Source organism: Massilia oculi (genome assembly GCF_003143515.1).
GTDB classification, from domain to species: domain Bacteria; phylum Pseudomonadota; class Gammaproteobacteria; order Burkholderiales; family Burkholderiaceae_D; genus Telluria; species Telluria oculi.
The window spans coordinates 469239-481566 of the sequence record NZ_CP029343.1 but is presented as its reverse complement, the minus strand read 5'-3'; the positions used below and the strand labels follow the sequence as shown (position 1 = coordinate 481566).

Genomic DNA, 12328 nt, shown 5'->3' with positions numbered 1-12328 from the left:
AGATTTGGCGAAAAATCGCTTACGTCAGACTTAATTTCGGATGATTCCGGCGCTTCAAGCGGGACAAGCCGCCTCTGGCACGTGTTTGTATCCTGTAGAATGGACCGCAAAGCGCGGTATGGCTGGCTTATCGATATTGGTCATGTCGCAATCCGCAGGAATTCCGTACGGAGAAACGCAGAATGAAGAAGCACGTGCTCATCGCCGCCATGGCATTTGCCATGTCCGCCCATGTGGTGACCGCACAGCCCGAGAAATCGGCTGCCATCGCAACGCCCGCGGCGCCTGCCAAGTCCGCCGACTCCAAGAAGACCGCCGCGCCCCCGGCATCGCTCGAGATGAAGCCGATTGCCGCCCAGACCCAGGCCGCCCTGTGGGCCTCGCGCGTGCTGGGCCGCTACCACTACAGCCCGGTGCCGCTGGACGACGCCATGTCGGCCAAGATCTTCGACAATTACTTCGATGGGCTCGATGGCGAGAAGCTGTACTTCGTCCAGTCCGACCTGGACCGGCTTGCAGCGCTGCGCACCCAGATGGACGACGCCATCAACAATGAAGACCTGACCGCGCCGTTCGCCATCTACAATCTGTACCAGAAGCGCTTCGCCGAACGCATGGCCTATGCGCGTGGTCTGCTCAAGACCAACTTCGACTTCACCACCGACGAGACCATGCAGCTCGACCGCGAAAAGGCGGCCTGGGCCAAGAATGAGGACGAGATCCGCGACCTCTGGCGCAAGCGGGTCAAGAACGACTGGCTGCGCCTCAAGCTGGCCGGCAAGGACGACAAGTCGATCCGCGAAACGCTCGACAAGCGCTATGACAACTACGTCAACCGCATCCGCAAGCTGAACAACGAGGACGTGTTCCAGATGTTCATGAACGCGTATGCGACCGCGATCGAGCCGCACACCAACTACCTTGGCCCACGCTCGGCCGACAACTTCGACATCGCGATGCGTCTGTCGCTCGAAGGCATCGGCTGCGTGCTGCAGTCGCGTGACGATTACACCATCATCCGCGAGATCGTGCCGGGCAGCCCGGCCGACAAGTCGGGCAAGCTGAAGGTCGGCGACCGCATCGTCGGCGTGGCCCAGGGCGACAAGCCATTCGTCGACGTGCTGGGATGGCGCCTGGACGACGTGGTGGCGCTGGTGCGCGGCGAGAAGGGCTCGACTGTGCGCCTGGACGTGATCCCGGGCGACGGCGGCGTCGACGCCAAGCACATGACCGTCTCGATGGTGCGCAACAAGATCAGCATGGAAGAGCAGGCCGCCAAGAAGTCGATCATCAAGGTCAAGGAAAACGGCGTCGAGCGCCGCATCGGTGTCATCGCGCTGCCGACCTTCTACCAGGACTTCGAAGCGCGTCGCAAGGGCGATCGCGAGTTCCGCAGCGCGACCCGCGACGTCGAACGCATCTTGACCGAACTCAAGAAAGAGAAGGTCGACAACGTCCTGATCGACTTGCGCAATAACGGCGGCGGTTCGCTGACCGAGGCGGTCGAGCTGACCGGCCTGTTCATCGACAAGGGTCCGGTCGTGATGCAGCGCACCGCCGAAGGCCGGGTCGAAGTCGAGAGCGACACCAAGCCGGGCCTGGCCTGGGACGGTCCGATGGGCGTGCTGATCAACCGCGGTTCTGCCTCGGCGTCCGAGATCTTCGCGGCGGCGATCCAGGATTACGGCCGCGGCCTCGTGATCGGCGAGCCGAGCTTCGGCAAGGGCACGGTCCAGACCCTGATCGACCTCGACCGCTTTGCGCCGAACGAGAAGATGCGCTACGGCGAACTGAAAATGACCATCGCCCAATTCTTCCGCATCAATGGTGGCACCACCCAGTTGCGCGGTGTGACGCCGGACATCAAGCTGCCGGTGCTGACCGATATGGACACCTTTGGCGAATCGTCGTACGACAATGCGCTGCCATGGGTGGCGATCAAGCCGGCGCAATACATGCCGCTGGGCGATCTGAAGGAGCTGGTCGCACCGCTGCAGAAGCGCCATGAAGAACGCATCGCCAACGATAAGGACTTCCAGTTCCTGCAGGAAGACATCAACGAGGTGCTGAAGCTGCGCAAGGAGAACCTCATCTCGCTGAACGAGGCCGTGCGGCGCAAGGAACGCGACGCCCAGGATGCCCGCTCGAAACTGCGCGAAGCGCGTCTGGCAGGCACCTCGTCGACGCCGGGCGAGCCGGCCAGCGGTCCGGGCAGCGCCGAGAAGCGCGCCGAGACGCCGGATCCGACCAAGCCCGAGAAAACGGTGGTGGCAGTGCGCGGAACCCCGCGCCAGGACGATGGCCTGCAGGGCGACGAGCGCGACCTCAAGGCAGAACTGGCGGCCGAGAAGGCGGCAAAGGATGCCAAGGATGTGATGCTGCAAGAGGCGGCCAATATCCTGGCGGACGAGGTCGGCATGCTGAAGACCGATACCCGGATGGCGTCGCGCGTCATGCCGTACATGACGGTGGTTGACAGCAAGTAAGAGCGTACGAAGCGCGGCACGATATCGCGCCGCTCCATGAAAGGCCACGCCGTGACAGGCGTGGCTTTTTTATTTGCTGCCCACATCAATTGGCCCTTGCAGCGTTTCTTGTCAGAATAACTAGCAAAGTTGCCAGGGCGGTCGCTACGCTCGGCCGCGCCTCGCCTGGAATTGCATGTTCTGCCAGTAGTGATCAAAGCAAAATGAACTTGCTGTCAGTAGCGTTATGTGGGGAATGAAAAAACTACAACTCAACAATAAGTTCGCATGCACGATTTGATGTTGGTCAAAACTTAAGTCTTTTTTGTTTGTGATACGATAATTCCGTAGTTGTAAAAACAATAATCCTTACTTAACTTAGGAGTTATCTTCATGTCAACACGTCACCTCGTTGTTGCTGCCCTGCTGGCCTGCGCCGGTGCAGCCCAGGCAGATGTCGTCTCCACGACAGGCTTTCAGAATGGATGGACCGCCGGAAACGGTACCAGTGTGATCGGTTCGGGTGTGCTCGGTAGCGACGTCAGCCTGGTAGGCGGCGTCGCGCACGGCAGCACCGGCAACCTGATCGGCAAGGCCAGCGCCAGCCTCTCGTCCGCCGATGCGCAGAAACTCTTCGTCCAGCAAGGCATCGACGCGGCCTACGTGCTGAGCGCCGGTAACGGCCTGCTGGCGGCCCGTTATGGTAACTCCGTGTCGGTCATCAACGATGGTGACGGCGTGAAGATCGTGCCTGGCCAGAATGTCGGCGGCGGCGCTGCCGCGCCCGGCGCACCGGTCGGCGGCGCCCCGGCCGCCGGCGGTGGCGGTGGCGCTGGCAGTGCGCCAGTGGGCGGCGGCAGCGCTGCGCCAGGCGGCAGCAGCGGCAGCCCTGCCGCGCCAGGCTCGGGCAGCGACAGCGGTGGCGGCAACGTGACCGTGCCGGCGCCGGATGCGGACCCGGTCTTCAACTTGCCGGTCCAGGACCAGATCGGCGCACTGCCGGACCAGGTCAACGCCGTGCCGGAACCAGGCACCATCGCGCTGATGCTGGCTGGCCTGATGGGCGCCGGCGCCTTCTCGCGTCGCCGCAACGCCAAGCAGTAATCGGCGTCCTGGCCTGGCCGTTTCAAGGCAGGGCCAGGCCAGGTCATCCGCGCCGTCAACGCTAGGCGGCGCGGCCGATTCGGGTACAATCCTTGTGAACGATCGTGCTATTCATGACGGCGACAACAAGGAGACGACGTGGACCTGTACTACTCCGACGAGGACCTGGCCTTTCGCGACCGGGTCCGCGCTTTTCTCGCTTCCCATCTTCCCCCTGAACTCCAGCACAAGGTCCGGCAGCACCTGCGCCTGACCCGCGACGACTACGTCCGCTGGCACCGCATCCTGGCCGCCCAGGGCTGGGCAGCGCCCGGCTGGCCGGTCGAATACGGTGGGCCCGGCTGGACGCCGCTGCAGCGCCACATCTTCGAGCAAGAATGCGCGCTGGCCGGTACGCCGCAAGTCCTTCCGTTCGGCGTCAATATGGTGGCGCCCGTGATCATGGCTTTCGGCAGCCAGCAGCAGAAGGACTATTACCTGCCGCGCATCCTGTCCTGCGAGGACTGGTGGTGCCAGGGCTATTCCGAGCCCGGCGCCGGCTCCGACCTGGCCGCGCTCAAGACGAGCGCGGTCCACGTGCAGGACGCCGAGGGCGGTCATTACATCGTCAACGGCCAGAAGACCTGGACCACCCTGGCCCAGCACGCCGACATGATCTTCTGCCTGGTGCGCACCGATCCCGGCGTGCGCAAGCAGGAGGGCATTTCCTTCCTGCTCATCGACATGCGCAGTCCCGGCGTCACCGTGCGCCCGATCGCGATGCTCGACGAAGACCACGAAGTCAACGAAGTCTTCTTCGACAACGTCAGGGTGCCGGTCGCCAACCTGGTGGGCCAGGAAAACCGCGGCTGGACCTATGCCAAATACCTGCTCGGCCACGAGCGCACCGGCATCGCCGCCGTCGGCCGTTCCAAGCGCGAGCTGGCCTTCGTCAAGCGCCTGGCGCTGCGCGAACGCAAGCGTGGACGGCCGCTCCTCGACGACCCTCTGTTCGGGGCGAAGGTGGCGGCGCTCGAGATCGAATTGATGGCGCTCGAGATGACGGTGCTGCGCGTGCTGGCCCGGGGCGAGGCCGCGCCCGGCCCCGAAGCGTCGATGCTGAAGGTGAAAGGCACCGAGATCCAGCAGGCGCTCACCGAGCTGATGGTCGAGGCGGCCGGCCCGCTGGCGCTGCCCTTCGATCCGGCCTACCTGGGCGGAGCGCGCGAACACGCCATCGCGGGCGACGACGATGCGGCCCCGTTGGCCGGCTATTACTTCAACTACCGCAAGACTTCGATCTACGGCGGGTCGAATGAAATCCAACGCAACATCATCTCCCAGATGATTCTTGGACTGTGAGGACGGCATGCATTTCGAACTGAACGGGGAACAGCAGCAGCTGGCCGATGCGATCCGGCGCTGGATCGGTCGCGACTATGGCTTCGAGACGCGGCGTGCGATCGTGCATTCCGAGTCGGGCGTTTCGCCGGATGCCTGGGCCACCATGGTGGAACTGGGCCTGACGGCGCTGCCGGTGCCCGAGGCGCACGGCGGCTTCGGCGGCGACGCCGTCGCCATGTTCGCCGTGATGCAGGAACTCGGCCGTGGACTGGTGGTCGAACCGTACGTGGCGACGGTACTGGGCGCCGAATTCCTGCGCCTGGGTGGCGCTCACGGTACGCTGCTCGAGCGGGTGGCCGGCGGTGAAGTCAAGCTGGCCTGCGCGCTGGGCGAACGTCAGTCGCGGCACGACGCCTTCGACATCGCCACGCGGGCCGAGGCGGTCGATGGCGGCTATCGCCTGCATGGCGAGAAGCGGGTGGTGCTGCATGGCGCCGAAGCCGATGCCCTGATCGTGTCGGCGCGCAGCGCGGCGAGTGTGGGCAACGGGCAGGGCATCGATGGTGTGAGTCTGTTCGTGGTGCCGCGCGACAGCGCCGGGCTGCGCGTCACGGGCTATCGCACGCTCGATGGCTTGCGTGCGTCCGACGTAGCGCTTGACGGCGTGATGGTCGGGCCAGATGCGGTGGTCGGCCGGGTGGATGAGGGTGGCGCCATCCTCGATGCGGCGCTGGATGTTGGCGCCGGCCTGCTGTGCGCCGAGGCGCTGGGGGCAATGCAGGTGCTGTTCGACATGACGCTCGAGTATCTCAAGACGCGCCAGCAGTTCGGCGCGCCGATCGGCAAGTTTCAGGCGCTGCAGCACCGGATGGCCGATATGGCGATCCACCTCGAGCAGGCGCGATCGATGGCCTTGCTCGCGGCGCTGGCCCTGGCCCGTTCGGCTGGCGGCGCCGGTAGTGACAGCGCCAATGCCGATCGCGATGCCAGCGCAAAGACGCGCCGGCGCGTGGTGTCGGCCGCCAAGTACCGCGTGGGCCTGGCCGCGCGCTTCATCGGCCAGGGCGCCATCCAGCTGCATGGCGGCATGGGCGTGACCGACGAGCTGCCGGCTTCGCATTACTTCAAGCGCCTGTCGATGATCGAACTGACGCTGGGCGATATGGACCACCACCTGGAGCGCTTCATGGCGCAGCCGGGATTCCGGGAGGCCGCATGACTGCAAGACCAGACGAGGGGGCGGGCATGCCGGCGCACGCGCGCGAGCACGTCCACTCCGATGCCCCGGCCGGCAAGCGCTGGTATTTCGAAGATTTCTATCCAGGCCAAAAAATCGACCTGGGCGAGCGCGTCGTCACCGAAGCCGAGATCCTCGCCTTCGCACGCGCGTTCGACCCGCAGTCCTTCCATGTCGACGCCGGGGCGGCGCAACAGTCGCCCTACGGCGGCCTGATCGCCAGCGGCTGGCACACCTGCAGCATGATGATGCGCATGGTGGTCGACGGCCTCCTGAACGCGGCCGACGGCATGGGTTCTCCCGGCCTCGACGGCGTACGCTGGCTGCAGCCGGTGCGCGCCGGCGACACCCTGCGCGTGCGCTACCTGACGCGCCAGGTCAAGGCGTCCAACAGCAAACCCGATCGCGGCGTCGTCTGGTCGACCTGGACCGCCACCAACCAGCACGGCGACGAGGTGTGCACGGTCGACGGCATCGGCCTCTACGGGCGCCGTCCCACCAGGAACAACTAAGGGAGAACGAATGGCCACCACGATCGCACTCGATGCCTTGCCGGCGCGCGTTGGCAGCGAAGTCGCCGTGTCCGACTGGTTCGAGGTCGGGCAAGACCGCATCGCCACCTTCGCCGAAGCCACCGACGACCGCCAGTGGATCCATCTCGATCCCGAGCGCTGCAAGCGCGAGTCGCCGTTCGGCCAGCCGGTGGCGCACGGCTTTCTCACGCTGTCGCTGCTGCCGGCCATGCTCACCAGCGCCCTGGCGATCGAGGGCATGCGCATGGGCGTGAACTATGGCCTGAACAAGGTGCGCTTCCCGAGCCCGCTGCCGGCCGGCAGCCGGGTGCGCGGGCGCTGGACCTTGCGCGGCGCCGATGCGGTCGCCGGCGGCTGGCAATTTACCTGGGACGTGACGATCGAGGCCGAAGGAGCGGCCAAGCCCGTGTGCGTGGCCGAATTCCTGATCCGCTGCTACGCCTGAAGCGCCGTCTTCATGAGCCGTGGCCGCCGGCATTGCCGAGCGCCCCCACGCCGCCCATCCGGTATTGATTGCGCCCATCCGCCTTGGCCTGGTACAGCAGGGCGTCGGCGCTGGCCACCAGGACGTCGGCCCCTTGCGCATCGCGCGGCACCAGGCTCGACAGCCCCAGGCTCATCGTCAGGTGCGGCGCCGTGGGCGAGGCCGCGTGCGGCAGGCCGAGCTGGGCCAGCTCATCCAGCAGGCGATGCGCCACGCCTTCGGCGCCGAGCGCGTCGAGCTGGGGCAGCAGGATGGCGAATTCCTCGCCGCCATAGCGGGTGACCAGGTCGTGAGTGCGGCCGGCGCCGCGCCGCAGCGCCGCCGCCACCTGCACCAGGCAGGCGTCGCCGGCCTGGTGGCCGTAGTGGTCGTTATAGGCCTTGAAATGGTCGACGTCGGCCAGGATCAGCGCCACCGGCAGCCCGGCGCGCCCGCAACGGCGCCATTCGGCTTCCAGGCGCTCATCGAAGGCGCGGCGATTGGCCACGCCTGTCAGCGGGTCGGTCAGGGTCAGTGCGCGCAGGGCGTCGGCCTGGCGCTTGACGGTCAGCTGGGTACGCACGCGGGCGCGCACCACGGCCGCGTTGACCGGTTTGGTGATGAAGTCGGCCGCGCCGGCCTCCAGCGCGCGGGTTTCATCTTCCGGCGTCTTGAGTGCGGTGACGAAGATGACTGGGATGTCGCGCGTCTCGGGCGCCGCGCGTAGGGCCGCGCACACGGCGTAGCCGTCCATGTCGGGCATCATGGCGTCGACCAGGATCAGGTCCGGGTGCTGGGAACGCGCCAGCTCGAGCGCGCGCTCGCCATTCAGCGCGAACAGCACTTCCTGCTCTTCCTGCAGCGCCGCATGCAGGATCTGGATGTTTTCCATCGCATCGTCGACCACCAGGATGCGGCCATTGAGTGCCATCTCGGTCCAGCTCACGGTATTCCCTTTCGCTTGATGAGATCCGCCACCTGGCGCGCCGCTTCGTCGAAGCGCAGCGTGGCGACGGCGTCGGCCAGCGCGGTCGCGACTGGCTGCCCGGCGTCCAGCGCCAGGGCCGGCCGCAAGGCGGCTTCGGCGGCGATCGCCCTCATATTATTATTCTCCAGTAAGTGGAGCAGGCGCGCCAGCGAATCGTGCAGCGTGGCGCCCTCATCCAGGGCGGGTAGGTCCGGCGCCGCTCCGGCGGCGGGCGGGGGCGCCAGCTCGCGCGCGGTTGCGGTCACGGCATCGAGCGCGCGCGCCAGATCGGCCAGGCGCAGGCGCACCGTGCCGTCGTCGGCATCGCGCAGCGCGTGTTCGAGCGCATGGGCCGCCTCGGCCGCTTCGGTGGCGCCGAGATTGGCGCTCACGCCGCGCAGCCGGTGCGCCAGCTGTCCGGCGGCGCCGCGCTCGCCGGCCTCGACGTGGGCGCGCAGCTCGCCGAAGGTCTGTGCCTGGCCCTCGGCGTAGCGGATGAACAGTTCGCAGAAGCGCTCGACGCTGCCGGCAAACCGCGGCAGGGTCGATTTCACGTCGATGCCGGGCAGGTGCGGCAGCGAGGCGGGCACTGCGGGCTCGAGGGCGGCGGGCGCGTGCCGCGTGCGCCGCATATATTGAGTTACCCGCGACAAGGTCGCGACCAGCGCGTCGACGTCGATCGGCTTGGCCAGGTGGGCCTGCATGCCCGCGTCGAGGGAGCGCTGGCGGTCCTCGTCCATCGCGTTCGCGGTCATGGCGACGATCGGCAGGTCCAGGCCGGCGGCGCGGATCGCGGCGGTCGCCTCGAAGCCGTTCATCACCGGCATCTGCAAGTCCATCAGCACCACGTCGTAGGCGGCGTCTTCCTGCAGCATGCTCAGGGCGGCGCGGCCGTTGGCGGCGATCTCGAAGGTGGCGCCGGCATGGGCCAGGATGAAGCTGGCCACTTCCTGGTTGATCGGGTTGTCCTCGACCATCAACACCCGCAGGCCGCGCAGGGCGCCGGCCAGCGGCGTGCTGGCCGGCGCCGGATGCGCCGTCCCGGCGCCGCCCAGGAGCCGGTCCACGGCCGCGCCCAGGCTGGCGCGGGTAAAGGGTTTGCCCAGTACCGCCGCCACGCCCAGCTCATCGCGCAACTCGTCGGCCAACTCGGCATAGCGCTCGGTCTCGGGATCGGGCGCCAGCAGGCAGAAGCGAGGTCCATGCCCATTCACTGGCGCCGCGCGCACGGCCGAGATCAAGGGCAGGCCGTCGAGGCCGGGCATGTCGCTGTCGATGAAGGCGAGGTCGTAGCGCGCAGCGCGCAGCGCCTCGAGGGCGGCGCCGCCATCGGACGCCGTGTCCACCCGCCAGCCGAAGGCGGCGCAGGCCGCGGCCAGGGCGGCGCGCGCGCTGGCGTTGTCGTCGGCGACCAATACACGCCGGCCACCGTCCCCGCGGGCCGGCGCCTCGGGCGCGGCTTCCAGTATCGGGAACGACAGGTCGAAATGGAAGGTCGCGCCGGCGCCGGGCACGCTGTCCAGGCGCAAGACGCCGCCGGCCAGCTCGACAAGCCGCCGCGCGATCGACAGGCCCAGGCCGGCGCCGCCATATTTGCGCACGGTCGAGCTGTCGGCTTGCGAGAACACTTCGAAGATCCCGGCCTGCACCTCGGGGGCGATGCCGATGCCGGTGTCGCGCACCTCGAACGCCAGGCGCGCCTGGCCGTCGGCTTCGCCGCGCAGCGCGATCGACAGCACGATCTCTCCCCGGTCGGTGAACTTGACCGCGTTGCCGACCAGGTTGAGCAGCACCTGCTCGAGCCGCACCGGGTCGCCCTGCAGCACCGGCGGCAGGTGCGGGTCCACCGCGAACGCCAGCTCGACGCCCTTGGCCCAGCCGCCGGGACCGTGCAGCACCGCGACGCTGGCCAGGATATCGTCGAGGCGTAGCGGGATGCGCTCCAGGGTCAGCTGGCCGGCCTCGATGCGCGAGAAGTCGAGCAGGTCGCTCAGCATGCCCAGCAGCGAGCGGGCGGCGGTGCGCATGCGCGCCACGTAGCCGCGTTCGCGCTGGCCCAGATGGCCTTCCTCGAGCAGGCGCGCCAGGCCGACGATGGCGTTCATCGGCGTGCGCAGCTCGTGGCTCATGTTCGCCAGGAACTCGCTCTTGGCGCGGCTGGCCTGTTCGGCCAGGCGCAGCGCCGCCTCCAGCTGGACGCCGGTCGCGCGCAGCGCCGCCTCGGCCGCGACCCGGGTGCTGATGTCGCGCACCGTGGCCTGCATCATGCCGACGCCGCCGATGTCGACCCGGGTCAGCAGGATGTCGGCATGGAACACGCTGCCGTCGGCGCGCAGGTGCAGCCACTCGAACGCGTCGCGGCCCTCGTCCAGCGTGCGCCGCATGTGCTCGATCGCCCCCTCGTTGCTCGGGCGGCCGTCGGCCTGCAGCAGCGGCGACAGGCTGGCCGGCGACTCCTCGAGCAGGGCGGCCGGCGTGGCGAAGCCGAACAGGTCGGCCGCGGCCTGGTTGGCGCTGACGAAGCCGGCGCCGTAGGCCAGCAGCAGGTGGGCGTCGCCGGCGGCCTCGAACAGGGCGCGGAACATCTCCTGGTGGTCGCGCTCGCGCTGCTGCTGGCGCTTGCGGTCGGTGATGTCGAGCACCACCGCGTTGACGCCCATCAGCTGGCGGTCCGGTCCGTACACCGGGAAGTAACTCGAGATCCAGTGACGCGCGCTGCCCGGCGCCGAAGGGGCGTCGCCGGTCGCCTCGACCTCGACCAGCGGCCGGCCGCTGGCGATCACGCGCCGGTAATTCGCTTCGAATTCCTCGCCGACGGGGCCCAGCAGCTCGGACAGGCGGCGGCCGGCATGGTCGCGCGCCGGACGGCCGTTGATGTCGGCCAGGTAGTCGTTGACCATCACCACCCGCAGCTCGGCGTCCATGAAGCACAGGCCGACGGGGATCGAGGCATAGACGGTTTCCAGCTGCGCCTTGGAGCGTTCCAGCTCTTGCGTGCGCTCGGCCACCAGCGTCTCGAGCCCGCGCCGGTGTTCCTGCAGCTCGGCGTCGACCCGGCGCAGCGCGTGCGCCACGGTCTCCACCTCGCGGATATCGGATGGTGGCAAGACCAGCGGCTCGCCGCTTCCCAGCCGCTCGGCGGGGCCGGCCAGGCCCTGCACGGCGCGCGCGATCGAGCCGCCCAGGGCCCAGGCAAGGGCCAGGCTGATCGCCAGCAAGCCAACGATCGCGGCCACGGTCTTGGCCATCGACTGCCCGAGCAGTTCGCCGGCGGCGTTGTGCGGATAGCGGATCGTCACCACCCAGCCATGCTCCGGTGAGTGGGCGAATGCCGCGTAGCCGCGTCCGCCGCCATCCTGCGGCACTTCGACGGTGCCGGCGCTGCACCGGGCCACGGCCTCGGCCAGCGCAGGCTCCATCGGCAAGCCCAGGTGCTGGCCGCGATCGGCGCTGCGCGAGATGGTCAACAGGCGGCGGTCATAAATCCCGGCGATCCAGCCTTCCGGCAGGTGCTGGCTGTCGAGCAGCTCGGCCATGCGGCGCGGGCGCAGGTGGACCGACAGAACGAAGCGCACCTCGCCCTCGTACCAGATCGGCACTTCGACCGACAGCGCGTACTGGCCGCCGCCGTCCAGGCGGTGCAGGCCGGACGCCACGGTATTGCCGGTCTCGGCGACGCGCCGGATAGCTTCCTCGTTGCCGCTGCGCGGCAACGCTACGCCGATGGGATAGCGGGTATGAATCAACGGCATGCCGTTCGGCAGGCTCAATACGAAGGCTTGGGCCGGGAAATCGGGCCGCAGCAGGCTCTTGGCCACCTCGTGGATGGCGACCATGTCGCCCCGGGACATCATCGCCGTATTGGCCAGCACCCGGGCCGCGGTTTCGCCGCTTTCGATGTCGCGGTCGACCGCCGCCGCCAGCACCTCGGCCACCGTCTGGGCGTCGCGCGACACGTGGTCGCGTTCGCGCAGCGCGGCATCGCGCGCCAGGGCGACGTAGCCGACCAGGATCGGCAGCGCGCAGGCCAGCACCAGGATGTAGAGCTTGGCGCGGATCGAGGGCAGCGAAAGACGGGAAAACGGCAAGGACGACTCCTGGTTTCAACACGGTAATGGACGCAAGGCGTCATGTTAGCTGGCCCCATCCATACCGCATAGCGGCGGTCTCGATTGTTGCCTCCCATCGTCTTCACTCTGCAACATGCTGGATTGGCCATATTGTTGTTATAGAACG

At 67.8% G+C, this 12328-nt stretch carries 8 protein-coding genes; 6 read left to right on the top strand and 2 right to left on the bottom strand.

Features of this window, described 5'->3' with window-relative positions; all coding sequences use genetic code 11:
- Positions 1-182 precede the first annotated feature (182 nt).
- The 6 genes from DIR46_RS02105 to DIR46_RS02075 all read left to right on the top strand — a co-directional run bounded on the left by DIR46_RS02105 (position 183) and on the right by DIR46_RS02075 (position 7107).
- A complete protein-coding gene (locus DIR46_RS02105; RefSeq protein ID WP_109343766.1) occupies positions 183-2486 on the top strand; it encodes a carboxy terminal-processing peptidase in 2304 nt (767 codons plus the stop codon).
- A 372-nt stretch (positions 2487-2858) separates the two neighbouring features.
- Positions 2859-3569, top strand: coding sequence for a PEP-CTERM sorting domain-containing protein (locus DIR46_RS26320; protein WP_162819376.1), 711 nt, complete (start codon positions 2859-2861; stop codon positions 3567-3569).
- A gap of 138 nt (positions 3570-3707) precedes the next feature.
- Entirely contained in the window at positions 3708-4910 is a 1203-nt protein-coding gene (locus DIR46_RS02090) for an acyl-CoA dehydrogenase family protein (RefSeq protein WP_109343764.1), read from the top strand.
- Between the two features lie 7 nt (positions 4911-4917).
- A complete protein-coding gene (locus DIR46_RS02085) occupies positions 4918-6111 on the top strand; it encodes an acyl-CoA dehydrogenase family protein (protein ID WP_109347870.1) in 1194 nt (397 codons plus the stop codon).
- Positions 6108-6641 (top strand): MaoC family dehydratase, encoded by a 534-nt coding sequence (locus DIR46_RS02080; RefSeq protein WP_109343763.1) that lies wholly within the window; start codon positions 6108-6110, stop codon positions 6639-6641. Before DIR46_RS02085 ends, DIR46_RS02080 begins: the two co-directional genes overlap by 4 nt.
- Before the next feature lie 10 nt (positions 6642-6651).
- Complete coding sequence (locus DIR46_RS02075) at positions 6652-7107, top strand: MaoC family dehydratase (RefSeq protein WP_109343762.1); 456 nt, start codon at positions 6652-6654, stop codon at positions 7105-7107.
- A gap of 10 nt (positions 7108-7117) precedes the next feature.
- Here the strand turns inward: DIR46_RS02075 and DIR46_RS02070 are convergent, their stop codons facing one another.
- Both DIR46_RS02070 and DIR46_RS02065 read right to left on the bottom strand, forming a co-directional pair.
- A complete protein-coding gene (locus tag DIR46_RS02070; protein WP_205289060.1) occupies positions 7118-8071 on the bottom strand; it encodes a diguanylate cyclase domain-containing protein in 954 nt (317 codons plus the stop codon).
- The gene (locus tag DIR46_RS02065; protein WP_109343761.1) at positions 8068-12180 is read right to left on the bottom strand and encodes a response regulator; all 4113 of its coding nucleotides are present in this window, start codon (positions 12178-12180) and stop codon (positions 8068-8070) included. The genes DIR46_RS02070 and DIR46_RS02065 overlap by 4 nt, the downstream gene beginning before the upstream one ends.
- Between the last annotated feature and the right edge of the window lie 148 nt (positions 12181-12328).

Excerpts from the sequence above, each read along its gene's own strand:
- DIR46_RS02105 (WP_109343766.1), top strand. The coding sequence starts at position 183 with ATGAAGAAGCACGTGCTCATCGCCGCCATGGCATTTGCCATGTCCGCC.
- DIR46_RS26320 (WP_162819376.1), top strand. The coding sequence starts at position 2,859 with ATGTCAACACGTCACCTCGTTGTTGCTGCCCTGCTGGCCTGCGCCGGT.
- DIR46_RS02085 (WP_109347870.1), top strand. The coding sequence starts at position 4,918 with ATGCATTTCGAACTGAACGGGGAACAGCAGCAGCTGGCCGATGCGATC.
- DIR46_RS02080 (WP_109343763.1), top strand. The coding sequence starts at position 6,108 with ATGACTGCAAGACCAGACGAGGGGGCGGGCATGCCGGCGCACGCGCGC.
- DIR46_RS02075 (WP_109343762.1), top strand. The coding sequence starts at position 6,652 with ATGGCCACCACGATCGCACTCGATGCCTTGCCGGCGCGCGTTGGCAGC.